13 protein-coding genes are annotated in these 15,915 nt (G+C 68.7%); 2 read left to right on the top strand and 11 right to left on the bottom strand.

Annotated elements, in window-relative coordinates:
• Positions 1-11 precede the first annotated feature (11 nt).
• The 9 genes from WNM05_RS11120 to WNM05_RS11080 form a co-directional block, all read right to left on the bottom strand.
• On the bottom strand, positions 12-395 hold the full coding sequence (locus WNM05_RS11120) for a hypothetical protein (RefSeq protein ID WP_434635052.1): 384 nt from the start codon (positions 393-395) through the stop codon (positions 12-14).
• 16 nt (positions 396-411) lie between these two features.
• Positions 412-4,245 (bottom strand): cellulose synthase subunit BcsC-related outer membrane protein, encoded by a 3,834-nt coding sequence (locus WNM05_RS11115; protein WP_434635051.1) that lies wholly within the window; start codon positions 4,243-4,245, stop codon positions 412-414.
• On the bottom strand, positions 4,227-5,357 hold the full coding sequence (gene bcsZ / locus WNM05_RS11110) for a cellulose synthase complex periplasmic endoglucanase BcsZ (RefSeq protein WP_434635050.1): 1,131 nt from the start codon (positions 5,355-5,357) through the stop codon (positions 4,227-4,229). The genes WNM05_RS11115 and bcsZ overlap by 19 nt, the downstream gene beginning before the upstream one ends.
• 1 nt (position 5,358) lies before the next feature.
• Positions 5,359-7,629, bottom strand: a complete 2,271-nt coding sequence (gene bcsB, locus WNM05_RS11105; protein WP_434635048.1) for a cellulose biosynthesis cyclic di-GMP-binding regulatory protein BcsB — start codon at positions 7,627-7,629, stop codon at positions 5,359-5,361.
• Positions 7,626-10,217 carry a UDP-forming cellulose synthase catalytic subunit gene (gene bcsA / locus WNM05_RS11100; RefSeq protein ID WP_434635047.1) on the bottom strand — a complete coding sequence of 864 codons (2,592 nt, stop codon included), beginning with the start codon at positions 10,215-10,217 and terminating at the stop codon, positions 7,626-7,628. The genes bcsB and bcsA overlap by 4 nt, the downstream gene beginning before the upstream one ends.
• Complete coding sequence (gene bcsQ / locus WNM05_RS11095; RefSeq protein ID WP_434635045.1) at positions 10,214-10,969, bottom strand: cellulose biosynthesis protein BcsQ; 756 nt, start codon at positions 10,967-10,969, stop codon at positions 10,214-10,216. The genes bcsA and bcsQ overlap by 4 nt, the downstream gene beginning before the upstream one ends.
• 11 nt (positions 10,970-10,980) lie before the next feature.
• Positions 10,981-11,157: a BcsR/BcsP family cellulose biosynthesis protein gene (gene bcsR, locus WNM05_RS11090; protein WP_434635044.1), complete on the bottom strand. Its 177-nt coding sequence runs from the start codon at positions 11,155-11,157 to the stop codon at positions 10,981-10,983.
• Positions 11,158-11,573: 416 nt separating this feature from the next.
• Positions 11,574-11,906, bottom strand: a complete 333-nt coding sequence (locus WNM05_RS11085; protein WP_101707963.1) for a DMT family transporter — start codon at positions 11,904-11,906, stop codon at positions 11,574-11,576.
• A gap of 3 nt (positions 11,907-11,909) precedes the next feature.
• Entirely contained in the window at positions 11,910-12,359 is a 450-nt protein-coding gene (locus WNM05_RS11080; RefSeq protein WP_434635043.1) for a multidrug/biocide efflux PACE transporter, read from the bottom strand.
• 89 nt (positions 12,360-12,448) lie between these two features.
• Here WNM05_RS11080 and WNM05_RS11075 point away from each other — a divergent pair, with 89 nt between their 5' ends.
• Positions 12,449-13,330, top strand: coding sequence for a LysR family transcriptional regulator (locus tag WNM05_RS11075; RefSeq protein WP_434635042.1), 882 nt, complete (start codon positions 12,449-12,451; stop codon positions 13,328-13,330).
• Between the two features lies 1 nt (position 13,331).
• On the opposite strand, the gene WNM05_RS11070 is transcribed toward WNM05_RS11075, so the two are convergent.
• Positions 13,332-13,631, bottom strand: coding sequence for a hypothetical protein (locus WNM05_RS11070; protein WP_434635041.1), 300 nt, complete (start codon positions 13,629-13,631; stop codon positions 13,332-13,334).
• A 152-nt stretch (positions 13,632-13,783) separates the two neighbouring features.
• Between WNM05_RS11070 and WNM05_RS11065 the strand changes: the two genes are divergently transcribed.
• Complete coding sequence (locus WNM05_RS11065) at positions 13,784-14,158, top strand: hypothetical protein (RefSeq protein ID WP_434635040.1); 375 nt, start codon at positions 13,784-13,786, stop codon at positions 14,156-14,158.
• A gap of 48 nt (positions 14,159-14,206) precedes the next feature.
• On the opposite strand, the gene WNM05_RS11060 is transcribed toward WNM05_RS11065, so the two are convergent.
• A complete protein-coding gene (locus tag WNM05_RS11060) occupies positions 14,207-15,913 on the bottom strand; it encodes an ABC transporter ATP-binding protein (protein ID WP_434635038.1) in 1,707 nt (568 codons plus the stop codon).
• Positions 15,914-15,915: the final 2 nt, after the last annotated feature.

The following is a 15,915-nucleotide window of genomic DNA, read 5'->3' as shown; positions in this document are numbered from 1 at the left end:
GCGGGCGTCCGCTATGGACCGGCCGCGGGCAAGGGCCACGGCGCCGGCAGGGCCGGCTGGGAAGCATCGGCCGACGCCTCGGGCTGACCGGCAACCGGCTCGGCTTGCGGTTCCCCGGCGTCCGCCACCCGGCGCGAGCCGGATTTCAGCCGCTGCAGATTGGCGCGGATATCCTGACGGTCCGGCGCGATGCGCGCCGCGCGCTCCAGCAAGACGATGGCGCCGCCGGCGTCGCCGGCCTGGACCAGCTGCAGCGCCAGGCGGTTGATCGCCTCCGGCTGGTAAGGATGCTGCCAGTACCAGGCGCGCGCCGCCTCCAGCTCCGACGGAAGCGGGGCCGCCGCGACGACGCCCGCCGGCAGCGCCAGCGCGGCGGCCAGGCAAATCGACTTCATATCCACACCCTCCTCATCAGAAGCTCGAATACGGCTGCAGCGGCTCGACCGGGAACGGCAGCGTCAGCGACGCGCCGTCCGGCTGGTAACGCAGATAGAACAGCGCCCGGCCCGGCTGGTAATACTGCGAGTGCTGGTATTCCAGCAGGCCGCCCAGCGCCAGCCGCGGCGTCAGCTGGTATTCGAAGGCCCCGCTCAGCGAGGTCCCCCAGCCCGGGCCGGAGCTCGCGCTGGTATACGGATCGCCGGCCTGGGCCTGCAGGTCAGGCCGGGTCGGGTAGAACGGGGCCGCCGATTCGCGCGCGCTGGAAATCGACGCCGAGACCCGCGCCAGCCAGCTCCAGCGCTCGTTGCGCGCCGCATAGCTGAGCGGCACCGACAGCGAGTTGTAGCGTTGCGGGCTGTAGTAGCCGCCCTGGCCGAAGGTGAACTCGCCCAGATTCTTCCGGTACCAGAAGTTGATGCTGTTGACGCCCACCGTCAGCTGCCGGGTCGGTGCCTTCAGCAGTCTCCAGTAGATGCCGCCCATCGCCGTCAGCTTGCGGTTGTCGGCGACGTTCTCGCCGCTGAGCTGCTGGTAGGCGAAGTTGGACCAGACGCCGAAGCGCCCGCCCTTGTCGTAGCCCAGGCTGCCGCCGACGCCGGTGGCCACCACCCCGCCCCAGGTCTGGCCGGTGTAGGGGTCGCGCACGCCGGCATAGCTGAGCAGCGAGCTGGTCACCGGGCGGCGCGAGGCTTCCAGCTTGTAGTTCAGCATCGCGACGCTGTCCGAATAGCGGACGCCGCCTATCACATTGGACACCGGGAAGCTTTGCGGCGTGGTGCCGACGTCGACCCGCCACTGCTCGTTCTCGTAGCCGAGGCCCAGCGCCGCGCCCTGCGCCGTCTGCGCGCCGTAGCGCCCGGCGCAGCTCTGCACGTCGGCGCCGGCGGCGCAGGCGGCGATGGAGCCGAAACGCCGCAACGCGTAATCGTTGTCCGCATTGTTGTCCAGCGATCCGGCCTTGATGCTGACGGCGTCGGCGCGCAGGAAATAGCGCCCGTCCCGCGGCGCCGGCAGCTCCACCAGCAGCGGGGCCTGCCACATCATCAACTGCGACTGGCCCGGCGTGCCGTTGTCGGCGCTGCGGTAGCTGAGGTCCACGCCCTGCCAGATCTTGACGCTGCGCGCGTCCAGCAATTCGGCGTAGTCCTCGTGCAGGCTCTCCTGCTGCGCCGACTCCGCCGGCACCGGCCGCAACGGCTGGCGGCCCGGCGGCAGGCCGGCGTCGACCGGCGCCGGCGAGGCCGGCGCGAAGCCGGCGCGATACCATGCCAGCGCCTGCTCCGGCCTGTGCATCTGCCGCGCGCGCCGGGCGGCCTGCCCCATCAGGCCGGGACTTTTGACGCCGCCGGCCAGCAGGGCGGCGATTTCGCGATCCAGCCTGTCGGTGTCGCCGATCTCGCCCAGCCGGCTCATCGCCCGCAGCCGGAAGTCCAGGCTGCGTCCGGGCTTGTCCTCCAGCAGCCGGTCTATGCCGTTGCCGGCCAGCGTCCGGTCGCCGGTCTTGATGTACAGGTCCACCAGTTGCAGCTGGGCTTCGTCGTCGTCCGGCCGCGCGTCCAATGCACGCTGCAGCCGGGCGCGGGCGGCATCCCACCGTCCGGCGTCCATATCGTAAGCGGCCAGCCGGCGCTGCAGGCGCGCGTCCTGCGGCGCGTCCTTGGCGGCCTGGGCCAGGATGGCCTGGGCGCGGGCGTCGTCGCCGGCCTGCCGCGCGCCGTCGGCCCGGACCACGGCCAGCGTCGCCTGCAGCTCGGCCAGCTTACGCTGCTGCTCGTCGTTCATGTCCTGCCGCGTCTTGGCCGCCGCCTCCAGCAGCGGCCCGGCTCCCGTCGCGTCGTCCAGGTCCAGCAGCAGGTCGGCATAGGCCAGCTCGTTGTCGGTGGACGGCTGCTCCAGATACTGCGTCAGCAGCAGCTGGCGCGCATGGTCGGCGTCGCCGGCACGCAACCAGGCCCGCGCCAGCTCGGACAAGCGCGCCGGGTCGCCCCGCATCTGGCGCTCGGCGCTCCGCAGCCGTTGCCGGGCCGCATCGAACCGTCCCAGGGCCAGCTGCGCGTCGGCCAGGCGCATCGTCTCGCGCAGCCAGACACGGCGCTGCAAGGCCGTCATGCCGTCGCTGCGCGCCGCCGCCGGGACGCGCTGCAGCGTGGCCAGCACCGCGCCGTCGTTGTCCAGCCTGGACTGGAACAGCGCGTAGGCGTACAGGCTCTCCGGACTGGCGGCCGGCGCATCGGCCAACTGGCGCAAGACGGCGCCGCCGTTGCCGGCGTCGCCCGCCGCCAGCCAGGCATTGGCCAGCGCGAAGCGGTTCCAGACATTCTGCGGCTGCAGCTCCACCGCGCGCTGCAGATGCGGCAAGGCCTGCCGCGTCAGGCCCTGGGCCAGCAGGCGGTCGCCCAGCTCGCGCTCGACTTCGGCGCGGGCGGACAGGTAGGAGGCCCCCAGCGCGCGCCGCTGTTTCTGCGGCAGGTCCTGCAGCATCCGGTCCGCGTCGGCGTAGCGGCCGGCATCCAGATAGCCGCGCAGCAGGCCGGCCAGCGCCTGGCCGCTGTCCGGCTTCCTGTCCAGCGCCTGGCGGTACAGCTGGCGCGCCCGCTCGGCGCGGTTTTGCCTCGTCTGCCATTCGGCGTCGGCCAGCAACACGTCGACGCCGGCCGGCTGCAGCTTGCCGGCCTTGTCCAGCAGCGCCCGCGCCGCCTGCCACTGCCCCGCGTCCATCGCGGTCCGCGCCTGCGCCAGCGTGTCGGCCAATTGCGCGTCGGCGACGCGGCGTTTCCAGCCGTCGTCGCCGGCCTGCCCGGCCTGCCGGTAGCTGGCCACCGCGTCGGCGTAACGGCCCTGCTTCTCGCGCAGCCGCCCCAGGCTCTTCAGATACAGCGGCTGATTGCCGTAGCGGCCGGCGGCCAGTTGCAGGCTCTTCTCCGCCGCGGCCAGCTGCTTGGCGTCCAACTGCTTGTCGGCCGCCAGCAACGCGCGGTAGGCCGGGTCGGCCAGCAGTTCGCGCTGCTTGCGCCGCCCCTCCTGCAGCGAGGCCAGCCGCGCGCGGATCAACTCGTCGTCCGGCGCCGCCTGCAGATAGGTCTGGTACGCGTCCGCCGGCAGGTCCGCCTGCTGCAAGGCCTTGCGCCACAGGCTCAGCGCCTCGTTGCGGCTGTCGGCGAACTGGCTCAGCGCCCGCAGTTCGGCCAGCGTCTGGGCCGAGGCCGGCGGACGCTGCAGCTGCACGCCGACCAGGGCCAGCCGGTTCCTGTGATTGGACGGGCTCTGCCGGATCAGTTTTCTCAGTTCGGCCTGACTGCGCGCCCAGCCGCCGTTGGGCAGCCTGGACACCAGTTGCCAGTATTCCAGCTCCAGCGCGCCCGACGGCGGCGGCCCTTGATAGAGTTCGTTGAAGGCGGCGTAGGCCTGCTCGTACTTGCCGCTGTTGAACAGCGAACGCGCGGTCAGCAGCTTGTTGCGGTCCGGCCCCATCACGCGGCGCAATTGCTCGACGCGGGCGATGCCGGCATAGCCCGGATACAGCTTGCGCAATTGCGCCAGCGTCTTCTGCACTTCCCTGTCCTGCCGCTGCTGCACCTGCACCAGCGCCTGCAAGGTCAGCGCCTCCGCCCTGTCCTGCGGCGTCGCGGCGTGGATGCGCTGCAATTTGTCCAGCGCCTGCTGCGCCTCCAGCGGCCGGCCCAGCGATTGCCACAGCCTGGCCTGCTCCAGCAGCGCCTGTGCCGGGTCCACCGCCGCCGGCGCGGCGTGCAAGGCTCCGCTCAGGCCCAGCGCCAGCAAGGCGCTCAGGACGCGGCGGCGCATGCTCCCTCCCAGGCCGGACGGACTTCGCCGCCGGCCTTGAACTGGTAACGGCCCTGCTGCCAGCCCTGGCCAAACAGCGTCAGCACGTGATCGTAGTAGGCGTCGGGCCGCTCGGACAGCGGCATCGCCTCGACCCGCAGCAGCTGCGTCTGCAGCGCCGCGCCGTCGCCCTGGGCCTGCAGGAAGGGCAGCAGCGCCGTCGAGAAGCCTATCGGTCCCGTCCCCTGGGCCTTGCCGTTGCGGGTGTCCACCGTTTCCGGCGGCAGGCCGGTCCTGGCGACCCATTGCGCCATCGGCTTCAGCTTGCCCAGCAGCTCGGCGCGTCCCGGCGCTTCCGGCGCCAGCATGCCGGCCCACAGGTAGACGCGGATGGCGTTGTAGCTGCCGGACGCCTGGCTGGCCTCGTCGGCGACGAAACCGTTGCGGTAGGCGATCCAGTCCGGCGCAAAGCCGGCCGGCGCGCTTTCCAGCAGCATGCGCTGCGAAGTGCCGCGCAGCGCGGCCCAGCCGGAGCCGGGCAAGGCGTTGGCGATGCGCGCGAGCAGCTGCGGCGGCAGATAGCTGGGGTTCAAGCGGGCCAGTCCGGGCTTGCGGAAGCCTTCGCGGCCCGGCAGCAGCGTCGGCCCCAGGCCTGGCAGGTCCGCCACCTCCTCGCGCAGGATGCGCAAGGCCAGCAGCTTGCCCAGCGCGGTATAGCGCGGCTCGCGCCACAGCCGGCCGGCTTCCAGCAGGTCGTAGGCTATCCACAGGTCGGAGTCGGAGGCGCTGTTGGCGTCCATCACGCCCCACTGGCCGTCGGCGCGCTTGCCCCATTGCCAGGCCGGCAGCCTGGCGCTGAGGTCGCCGCCGGCCAGATTGTCGCGCGTCCATTGCAAGAGCTTGTCGAAAGCCGGCCTGTCGTTGGCCACCAGCGCGAAGAACAGCGCGTAGCTCTGCCCTTCGGACGTCGTCGGCTGGCCGTCGGCGCCGCGGTCCAGCACCCGGCCGCCGTCGGAGACGAAGTGCCGGCGGAAATCCTGCCAGGCCGGCCAGCCGTCGCACGGCGCCGCCTGGGCGGAGGCGAAGGCCAGCGCGCCCAGCGCCGCCAGGCACGCGCGTCGCAGCGTACTCATCTCAGCCCCCCTTCAGTCGGCGGGCCGCCAACGCCTTGAACAGCCGCAGTATCGCGAAGGCGAAGATCAGCACCGCCAGGGCCGACAGCGCCGCCAGCAGCAGCGGATGGGCGGACAGGAACAGCCATACCCAGGTCCACAGCGGCAGGCTGCCGACGTAGTAGACCGGGCCCAGTTGCTGGCTGTCGATATTGTCGCCGCGTATCAGCACCGCGCTGCCGGACATCTGCGCGACCTTGCCGTCGTCGGACAGGGCGCCGGTCGCCGCGCTCATCGCGTCCGGCTCGCTGCCGGTGACGATGACGACGCTGCGGCCGCTGGCCAGCGGCGACTCCAGCCCCAGCACCGCCCCCAGCTTGCCGCGGGCCGCAAAGTCCGCCTGGCCGTTGATGCGGCCGCCGGCCGATTGTCCGGGCGCCTGGAGCAGGCCGGCCGGCATGGTATTGGCGTCGCCTTCGGCCACCTTGCGGCCGGCGCCGTCCAGCGAGGTCGGCAGCTTGTCACGCCAGGCCTTCAGCAGGCCCAGATTGCGGGCGTTGCCGACCACCAGCAGGTCCTTGTCCTTGACGCCGTCCAGCGCGCCCTCGTCGACCAGCCGGTAGCGCAGCGCCGGATAGCCGGTGGACTGGCCCATATTGCCCATCACATTGAGGAAGGCGCCGATGTCCTGCAAGGCAGGCTGCCTCGGCAGCACCACCGCGGTGTCGGCCAGGTCGGCCATCCGGGTGAACGGGTAGCCCGAGGTGGCGAACAGGCCCAGATTGGGCATCGCCGCGTAATGCGGATAGCCGCTGAAATCGACGGTGGAGTCGGGGTCTATCGACGCCCGGTTGCCGTCGGCCAGATTATTGGCGCACTCGCCCTGCTTCTCCGCCGAGAACACGTACTGGAACTGCATCTCGTTGCGGCTGCCTACGCGGAACGGCGGCAGCAGGATGCGGTCGATATTGCTGAGCAGGCCGTTTTCCAGCACCGGCAGGCGCAGGCTGGTCTGGGTGCTGCCCAGGCCGCTGGCGTTGAGGTTCAGGCTTTGCACGAACAACTCGTTGATGCCGATGTTCAGCCGGGAGCCGGCGGCCTGCTGCTGGCCGGTGTAGCGGAACTTCAGGTCCAGCGGAATGCCTCGGCTGCCCCAGGTGAACAGGTCGCCGGGCACGCGGAAGGAGACCCGTATCGGCGCCGGCTGCTGGCCGGTCACCTGCAGGTCGCGCGGATTGTCGACCAGCTCGCCGAGCTTGGTCGGCCGGTCCGGTCTCACCCAGTTCGGCGCGTCGTACGGCTGGCGCGGCGCGGCCAGCTTCAGGCCGCGCACCACGACCTGGCTGCCGCTGATGCCGGCCTGGCCGAGTACCAGCGCGTCGGTGGCCAGCTTCAGATCCTTGTCGTCGCGGCCCATGATCAGCAGCAGCTTGCGCTCCGGCCGGTCCGGGTGCGGCATGATGCTGATGGTCGGCGCCGACACCGGCGGCAGCTTGGCCAGGAAGTCAGGCCGCTGGCCGTTGGTGGCGTAGACTATCATGTGCTGCGCCGCCGGCAGGCTGTTCAGCGCGGCGCTGTAGCGCACGCCGCGCCAGCCGGCCTGGGCGCCGAACCACGAGGCCAGCTCGCCGGCGGCCTGCAGCGCGGTGGTCGACGGGCGCGCGGCGAAGACGAAGGGCAGCTTCAGCGGCGAGAAGTCGCGGCGGTCGAAGAAGGGTTCGGGGAAATAACTGAGGTCGTTGACGAAGGGCAGCGCCTGCACCGTCAGCTGCAACTCGCTGGTATTGCTGATCTCCGCCCACAGGCTGCTGTGGGTCTCGTCTTCGCAGCGATTGGTGTAGTGGCCGATCAGACGGAACTTCAGCTGGTTGAAATTGGCCAGCAGCCGCGGGTCCAGCGGCAGCGTCAGCTGCTGCGGCTTGCCGCCCTGCTCCTTCGGCAGCGCCAGCACCGACACCACCTCGTCGTTCAGCAGCACCTGCACATGCGACAGGTCGGCCAGCATCGCCGGCGAGAAGGCATAGCGCAGATACAGCGTCAGGCCGGTGATCACCTCGTCGCCGCGGCTGCCGAAGCCGACGCCGACCATGCTGTTGTCGCCGCGCATCTTCAGCGGATAGCCGGCGCCCATCTGTTTGAAGCTGAGGGTGCGGACGGAGACCAGCGGCGCCGCCTTGGCCGGCTCCGGCGCCGCGGCGGTCTCTCCGGTGGCGTTGGCGTTCAGCGCCGGGGCGGCCAGCAGCAGGCCGGCCAGCACGATGGACAGGGTTTTTCTTGGTATGCGGCTGATCATTTGTTGTCCCGATAAATATGCGGCTGCCGCGGCAGCAGGCTGCCCAGCCAATTCCAGAAGCCCGCCCAGCGACTGCTGCGGACCATCAGCGGCGAAGCCGCTTGCTGCGCCAGCTGCCACAGGCTGCGGCCGCCCATGCGCCAGATGTCCCAGGCCCCGCCCAGCGGCGAGCCCTCGTGCCTGCGCTCGTCGGTTTTCAGCCAGGCGTCGGCTCGGCCGAAGGTGCATTGCACCAGCGCCATCTCATCGTCCAGCTTCAGGCCGACGAAGCGGACGCTGAGCCGCCCGCCCTTGGCGAAGACCAGGCGGCAGGGCAAGGCGACGCTGCGGCCGCTGCGGCGCATCGATACCGTCAGCTCGGCGTTCTGCTTCAGCCTCAGCTTCAGGCCCTCCGGCAGTTCCAGCGCCATGCCGCCCTCGGAGTAATCGATGGTGTGGCAGGGATAGACCCTGCCGTCGCGCAGATGCAGCGACACCGGCAGCCGGCTCTGCACCCGGTGGGATACCCGCACCTGGCGCAGTTCGCGCGCCACCCCCAGCGCCACTCCGAGCAGCAGCGTGTTGTAGCCGACCCAGAACAGGTTGACGATCACGGTGCCGATCTCGTCCGACGGACCGGTCCAGATCCGGTAGACGCCGAAGCCGACGCCCAGCAGGTTCAGGCCCAGCAGAAACAGATAGGGCTTGGTGATGTTCCAGTCGACATGGTCCTGCTCGACCAGGCCGCCCTTGGCGGTGACGTTGAACTTGCCCAGGCCGGGGAACAGCAGCGCCACCGTCGTCGGCAAGGTGATGTACCAGGCCAGCACCGTTTCGTAGACCTCGCCCCAGAACGAGCGGCGGAAGGCGCCGTGCATCCGCGAATTGGACATCACGGAGAACACCATGTGCGGCACCACGTACAGCACCAGGCCCAGCGCCGGCGCATAGATGGTGTAGGCGTGGAACAGCAGGAAGGCCAGCGGCGCGGTGAGGAAGACCAGGCGGGGAATGCCGTACAGGAAATGCATCATCGCGTTCAGGTAGCAGAAACGCTGTCCCAGCGTCAGCCCCCTGCCCAGCATCGGGTTGTCGCTGCGGAAGATCTGCGCCATGCCGCGCGCCCAGCGTATCCGCTGGCCGATGTGGGCGGACAGGCTCTCGGTGGCCAGGCCCGCCGCCTGCACCAGATTGATGTAGGCCGAACGGTAGCCGCGCCGGTGCATCTTCAGCGAGGTGTGCGCGTCCTCGGTGACGGTCTCCACCGCGATGCCGCCGACCGACATCAGCGCGTCGCGCCGCAGCACCGCGCAGGAGCCGCAGAAGAAGGACGCGTTCCACAGGTCGTTGCCGTCCTGCACCCGGCCGTAGAACAGCTCGCCCTCGTTGGGCACCCTGTCGCGGGTGTCCAGATTGCGTTCGAACGGGTCGGCCGAGAAGAAATGGTGCGGCGTCTGCACCAGCGACAGCTTCTCATCCTTCAGAAAGCCGCCCATCGTGGTCTGCAGGAAGGATCGGGCCGGGATGTGGTCGCAGTCGAAAATGGCGACGAAGGCGCCGTCGGTCAGACCCAGCGCGTGGTTGATGTTGCCGGCCTTGGCGTGCTTGTGCTCGCTGCGGACGATGTAGCCGACGCCGATCTGGGCCGCGAATTCGCGTATCTCGTCGCGGGTGCCGTCGTCCAGGATGTGGACGCGCAACTTGTCGGCCGGCCAGTCCATGCTCGCCGCCGCGAAAACGGTGGGTTTCAGCACCCGCAGCGGCTCGCTGTAGATCGGGATGAAGACGTCGACGGTGGGCCACAGCGCGGTGTCGGCCGGCAGCGGCACCACCTTGCGTTCCAGCATCCAGGACGACTGGAAAAAGCCCAGCAGCAGCACCAGCCAGGCGTAGATTTCGGCGCCCAGCAGAATCACGCCGGCAATCAGATTCGGCCAGCTGTCGTCATTGATGGTGGAGGTGGTGCGCCACCAGATGTAGCGGGTGGACACCGCGATGGAGAACACCATCAGGATCAAGGTGGGCACCGGTCCCGGAATGCGCCGCACCCACAGGGCCATCGCCAGCAGCACCACGGTGAACACCGCCTGCGAATACTCGTCGAACGGCGTGGTCACCAACACCGTGCCCAGCAAGGCCGCCAACAGATAGCAGGCGGTGCGGATCGCGGCATTGCGCCACCAGGCGTGCTCGGCGAATCCCTCAACCGAGACGCGCAGACGAGCCGGGTCGAACAGCCGCGGATAGCGCGCCTCCAGCCAGGCGGAAAGGTTGCGGCGACGGTCGGCGACGGCGGCCAGCGCGTGGCGGCCGAATTCCAGCAGAGGGGGCAAAGACGTCTGCCGCGCGGGCTTCCTGGGCCGCGGCGGCTGGATCAGCGACAGCCAGAGCAGTTGCAACAGGATGCGCAAGGCATCGGCCGGCCGTGGCCGGGAGAAGTCGACCTGCGGGAAATACCGGCGGGCCACCCCGCCCCAGGCGGTCCAGCCGTCGGCCGGCGTGACGAAGAACAAGGACAGCAGCAGCAAGGCGAACCGCGGCGCGTCGGCCGGATGCAGCAGTCCCAGCCTAAGGCCCCAGTCGCGCCAATTGGCCGCAGGCAGCTTCATGCCTCGCTCCGGTGGGCATCCAGCCGCACCGACAGCCAGGTCGCCAGTTGGCGCAAATCATCGGCCCCCTGGCTGTCCGGCGCGTAATCGAACAAGGGCTGCTGCTGGGCGAAGGCCTCGCGGACCGCCTCGTCGCGGTGTATTGGCAAAGGCGCGAGCCTGGGCCCCAGCGTCTTGCGCAGCATCAATTCGACGTCGCCGTCCAGCTTGCGCAAGGGATTGAAATGGTTGATGGCGTACAGGATGCGCTCCGGCGGCAGGCCGCCGGCCACCAACTCATCCTCGGTCATTTCCAGCAGCGCGCAGGACGCCGGCTCGGCCGACAATATCACCAGCGCATGGCTGGCGGCGTTCAGCCCCTGCTTGCGCTCGGCCACGCCGGACGCCGGCAGGTCCAGCACCGTGCGCTGGCCGTCACGCGTCTCCAGCAGCGCCAGCTCGTCGCGCAGCCAGCCGTCCTTCGGCGCGCCCCGGCCCGCGTCGACGCCGACCCGGCCGTGCGGCACCAACGTCAGATGGTGGTCGCCGACCTCCCAGGCTGCCCGCATCCAATCGGCGCCGGCATCCAGCCTGCCGCGCCAGCCGTCATCCTCGTCCCAGGCCATGCCGAAATGCAGGCGCAGCAGATTCTGCCGGCACAAGTCCATCGCCAGCACCGGTCTTTGCTGCCGCTGCCACAGCAAGGCCAGCGACGCGGCCACCGTCGTGGCGCCGCAACCGCCCTTTACGCCGCATACCGCCAGAATCGCCATGTTTCACTCCATCAAGCCGTATCGCTCGCCGCTTCACGCTCGCGCACCGCCGCCTCGTCCCGCCGCGCCGGCCCGGCGCCGCAATAAATGGCCCCCAGCAACGGCCAGCGCTCGCAGACCTCGATCACCGCGGCATCCTGGCCTATTTCCTGGTAGTGAAAATCCGGGCACTGCAGGTGGATACGCAAGCGGGAAGTGTCTTTATGCATAAAGTATGGATGAGTTTCAGAATTCGGCAGGTCATCACGCTTGTCGAGATCACATGACCTCCAGACACGTGTGAAGCGGCCGGCAATCTCGGCTAAACCGTTGATTGTAATGAATGCAAAATGGGAATGTAAATATATTTGAAATACGCCATATCGGAATACACTGCCGCGGAAAGCAGCTTAGCAGGCGCTAATATTCAACAATCGGACATTCGGATTCGCCGGGAGCTTCCCGCCAAATACCTGGATGGAAATGACAAAATTAAAAATACAACGTCATTTGACGATGAGAAACTTATGAAATTTGCCACCCGCCCACCGGCGGGAACACGCGCCGATAATCGGATGGCAACAGGTGGCGCCGCGCAACACATCGCGGGGCGCGGCGCCGCCGTTCAATGCGCCGAGGCTTTCGAGAACAGATTGATCACCGCCACGCCGGCGATGATCAGCCCCATGCCGGCGATCGCCGCCGGGTCCAGCTTCTGGCCGTACAGCAGCCAGGCGATCAGCGATACCAGCACGATGCCTATGCCGGACCACAAGGCATAGGCGACGCCGACCGGAATGTGGCGCAGCGTCTGCGACAGCAGGTAGAAGGCCAGCAGATAACCGCCGGCGGTCAACAGCGACGGCCACAGCCGGGTAAAACCGTCCGAGGCCTTCAGCGCCGAGGTGGCGACCACCTCGGACAAGATGGCGCCGATCAGGAACAGCCAGACTTTCATCAATCACTCCACGACGGCGGCCAGACGCCTCCGCGCGACAAGGCGCGCGCGCAGATGGTCGTAAAGCCAGTTGAACACATAGGTGTACGGCAGGAAGAAGGCGAAGAAGCCCAGGTCCAGCAAGAAGGCCTGCCAATAGCTGCTGTCCAGCCACCAGGCCGCCAGCGGCACCAGCAGGACCACCAGGCCGCCCTCGAAACCCAGCGCGTGCAGACAGCGCACCGACGCCGTGCGCCGCCAGCCGAAACGGCGCTCCAGGCGCTCGAACAGCGCATTGAACACCATATTCCACAACATCGCCGCCGTCGACATCATCAGCGCCAGCGCGCCCATGTGGACGATGTCCTTATCCATCACCAGCGCGGCCAGCGGCACCAGCAGCGCCATCGCGCAAACCTCGTAAAGCACCGCGTGCAGCACGCGCTCCGCCAGTTTCTTGTCCGTAGCATGCATGGACCGTTCCTTGCTCTAAAAGTGCGATGCTTGGCATTATGATTGGCGTTTCGGATACTATAAAAATATAAACCATCGGCAAAACCGATATGACTCTCTCCATCGACGCCGTCACCGCCTTCGTCTACGCCGCCGAACTCGGCTCCTTCTCCGCCGCCGCGCGCCGCCTGGGCAAGAGCCAATCCACCGTCAGCGAGGCCATCGCCAATCTGGAAATCGACCTTGGCTGCGTCCTGTTCGACCGCGGCACCCGCATTCCCGGCCTGACGCCGGCCGGCCAGTTGCTGCTGCCGCAGGCGCGCCAGATCATCGCCGCCAGCCAGGACCTGAGGCAGCAGGCCGAGCAGCTCGGCGCCGGCGTCGAGACCCGGCTCACCATCGTGCTGTCCGACACCTTCCAATCCCGGACGCTGGAAAACGTGGCCTGCCTGCTGGAGGCGCGCTACCCGTTGCTGGAGCTGGAATGCCTGGTCGGCGAACAGGAGGACGTGCTGGACCTGATCCTGTCCGGCCGCGCCCAGCTGGGACTGGTCGGCGCGCTGGACCGCTATCCGCCGGACATCCGCCACCAGCGCCAGCGCGAGGCCAGCGAGCTGGCGCTGTACGCCGCCCATCGCCATCCGCTGGCCGCGAGCGGGCGCGTCGACGAAACGCTGCTGGGCCGGCACCGCCAACTGCGGCTGAACACCTATGGCGACAAGACGCCGCCCGACTCCGGCCAGCGGCAATGGTATGCGCCCAGCTATCTGATGCTGCTGGACATGGCCCGGCTGGGCGTCGGCTGGGCCGAGCTGCCATGCTGGCTGGTCGACAGCTTCGGCGGCGGGGAATTGAAACAACTGGACGTGGCCGGCTGGCCAAAGCGGATGCCGGTGGATCTGGTCTGGGCGGCGCGGCGACCGATGGGCGCGGCGGCCGGTTGGCTGCTGCGACAGCTGGCGGACGGGGTTGCGCCGCCCGCCGACGGCTGACTCACGGCGCGTTGGCCTCCATCGTCGCGCGCGCGTCGCGGCATTGGGCCTTGCTGGCGTAGATCACCCATTCATCATTCTTGCCATGACGACAGGTCAGTAGCGGCCGGACACCGTCGCCGAAGCCGCTGCCGCCGTCCTCGCAGGACTGGAAACGCCGCAGCGCCGCCTGGTCCATCTTGCGGCAGGGCGTGTCACCATGCCAGTCGAAGCCATAGGCGCCATCCGGCGCCTTGGTCTGCGCCTGCGCCGCGGACGAGCACGCCAGGGCGATGCCCGCCATCGCCGTCCATTTCCTCATTATTGTCTCCACGCCCCACCGGGGCAGTTATCGCCGGCCGCTCTCCGGCGGCCGCGAGCGACCGCCAAGGCCTGTCTGAAAGGATGGCGCCGGCCGGCCAGCCGCCGCATCCCGCCTATTCTGGCGAAGCACTCGCCCCCAAGGAGAAAGCGATGAGCCTGGCCACCGTGACGGTGAAAAACCATTCCAGCCACGACATCTACATCGACGGCGACCCCGATTGGGACGGCCAGGCGCTGCTGATAGACGGCCAGCCCCTGCAACGCGGCTACAGGCTGCCCCCGGACTGGACCGCCGAGATCGGCACGACCTGGCGCGGCCCCGGCTCCGAGCGGATGCTGGGCGTGATCTTCGCAGACGGCCCGGCCTACGGCCAGGACGGCGACGGCTTCTACCGGCTGTCGATCGGCCAGCTGCCCGACGGGGGCCTGCTGGACGTCACCGACGGCGACGGCGAGGCCAAGATCCGGTATACCGCCTGCCCGCAGACCGAGTGGGCGATGCTGATAGATTTCGCCGACAACTGAGCCGCTCAAAAAAAACCGGCCCCGCGGGGCCGGTCCTCGTCAAGCGGGCTAGGCCGGCGCCAGCGCCGCGCTCCAGCCCTGCGGGATCGCCCCCAGCAGCTTCTTCGTGTAGCCGTCCTGCGGCTCACGGTAGATCACGTCCGCGTCCGCCTGCTCCACCACCCTGCCCTGGTTCATCACCAGCACCTGGTCCGAGATGTGCTTCACCACCGCCAGATCGTGCGAAATGAACAGGTAGGACAGCTTGTACTCGTCCTGCAGGTCCTGCAGCAGGTTCAGCACCTGCGCCTGCACCGACACGTCCAGCGCCGACACCGACTCGTCGCAGATCAGCACCTCCGGCTTCAAGGTCAGGCAACGCGCGATCGCGATGCGCTGACGCTGGCCGCCCGAAAACTCGTGCGGATACTTCGCCAAGGCTCCCGCCGGCAGACCCACCTTGTCCAGCAGGTCCTGCGCCAGCTTGCGGCGCTGCCCCCCGTCCTGGCCGATGCCGTGCAGCAGCATCGGCTCGGTCAGGATCTGCTCCACCGTGAAGCGCGGGTTCAGCGACGCGTACGGGTTCTGGAAGATGATCTGGATACGCTTCTTGTACGCGTGGAACGCCTTGGCGCTCATCCCTATCAGGTCCTGGCCGTGGAACAGCGCCTTGCCCGCCGTCGCCTGGTGCAGCCGCACCAGCGTCAGCCCCACCGTCGTCTTGCCCGAGCCGGACTCCCCGACGATGCCCAAGGTCTTGCCCCGCGCCAGCTTGAACGACACGTCCTGCACCGCGTGGAACTGGCGCTTGCCGAACAGGCCCTCGCGGATGTCGAAGCTCTTGCTGAGGCCCTGCACGTCCAGCACGATCTCGTCGCCGGCCGCGTAGCCGCGCTTGCGCTCCGCCGGCTCCGCATAGCCGCCCGGCTTCAGGAAGTCGTCTATCACCGCCAGCCGCTCCGGACGACGGTCCAGGTGCGGACGGCACGACAGCAGCGCCTTCGTGTACGCGTCCTGCGGATGCTCGAAGATCTGCTCCACCGTGCCCTGCTCGCGGATCACCCCGTGACGCATCACCACCACCTCGTCGGCGAACTCGCCGACCACCCCCAGGTCGTGGGTGATGAACAGCACCGACATGCCGTGCTTCTTCTGCAGATCGGCGATCAGCTGCAGGATCTGCTTCTGTATCGTCACGTCCAGCGCCGTCGTCGGCTCGTCGGCGATCAAGAGCTTGGGCTCGCAGGCGATCGCGATCGCGATCATCACCCGCTGCTGCTGGCCGCCGGACAGCTCGTGCGGGTAGCGCTTCACCCGCTTCTCCGGCTCCGGCAGCCCCACTTCGCGCAACAGCTCCACCGCCCGCTTCCACGCCGCGCTCCGGCTCAGGCCGGCGTGCAGCGTCAGCGTCTCGACGATCTGCTCGCCGACGGTGAACACCGGATTCAACGAGCTCATCGGCTCCTGGAAGATCATCGCGATGTCCTTGCCGCGCAGCCGGCGCAGCTCGGCCGGGCTCTGCTTCAGCAGGTCGCGGCCCTGGAACAGCAGCTGGCTGCCGGCGTCGATCTCGCAGCCCTGTTGCGGCAGCAGCTGCATGATGGCCATCGACGTCACCGATTTGCCCGAGCCCGATTCGCCGACCAGCGCCACCGTGCGGTTGGCCGGAATGTCGAAGCTGACGCCCTTCAGCGCCTCGAAACGGCCGCCGTCCTCCTGGCGGAAGCGCACCCTGAGGTCGCGGACCGACAGCAAGGTTTGATTATCATTGCTCATCG

The sequence above is a fragment of the Chromobacterium sp. CV08 genome (assembly GCF_051129845.1).
Classification (GTDB): domain Bacteria; phylum Pseudomonadota; class Gammaproteobacteria; order Burkholderiales; family Chromobacteriaceae; genus Chromobacterium.
Note: the sequence above shows the minus strand (reverse complement) of the source record. Positions and strands in the feature narration are given on the sequence as shown.

Coding starts and splice junctions, on each gene's coding strand:
- WNM05_RS11120 (WP_434635052.1), bottom strand. CDS start 395: ATGAAGTCGATTTGCCTGGCCGCCGCGCTGGCGCTGCCGGCGGGCGTC.
- WNM05_RS11115 (WP_434635051.1), bottom strand. CDS start 4,245: ATGCGCCGCCGCGTCCTGAGCGCCTTGCTGGCGCTGGGCCTGAGCGGA.
- bcsZ (WP_434635050.1), bottom strand. CDS start 5,357: ATGAGTACGCTGCGACGCGCGTGCCTGGCGGCGCTGGGCGCGCTGGCC.
- bcsB (WP_434635048.1), bottom strand. CDS start 7,629: ATGATCAGCCGCATACCAAGAAAAACCCTGTCCATCGTGCTGGCCGGC.
- bcsA (WP_434635047.1), bottom strand. CDS start 10,217: ATGAAGCTGCCTGCGGCCAATTGGCGCGACTGGGGCCTTAGGCTGGGA.
- bcsQ (WP_434635045.1), bottom strand. CDS start 10,969: ATGGCGATTCTGGCGGTATGCGGCGTAAAGGGCGGTTGCGGCGCCACG.
- WNM05_RS11085 (WP_101707963.1), bottom strand. CDS start 11,906: ATGAAAGTCTGGCTGTTCCTGATCGGCGCCATCTTGTCCGAGGTGGTC.
- WNM05_RS11080 (WP_434635043.1), bottom strand. CDS start 12,359: ATGCATGCTACGGACAAGAAACTGGCGGAGCGCGTGCTGCACGCGGTG.
- WNM05_RS11075 (WP_434635042.1), top strand. CDS start 12,449: ATGACTCTCTCCATCGACGCCGTCACCGCCTTCGTCTACGCCGCCGAA.
- WNM05_RS11070 (WP_434635041.1), bottom strand. CDS start 13,631: ATGAGGAAATGGACGGCGATGGCGGGCATCGCCCTGGCGTGCTCGTCC.
- WNM05_RS11065 (WP_434635040.1), top strand. CDS start 13,784: ATGAGCCTGGCCACCGTGACGGTGAAAAACCATTCCAGCCACGACATC.
- WNM05_RS11060 (WP_434635038.1), bottom strand. CDS start 15,913: ATGAGCAATGATAATCAAACCTTGCTGTCGGTCCGCGACCTCAGGGTG.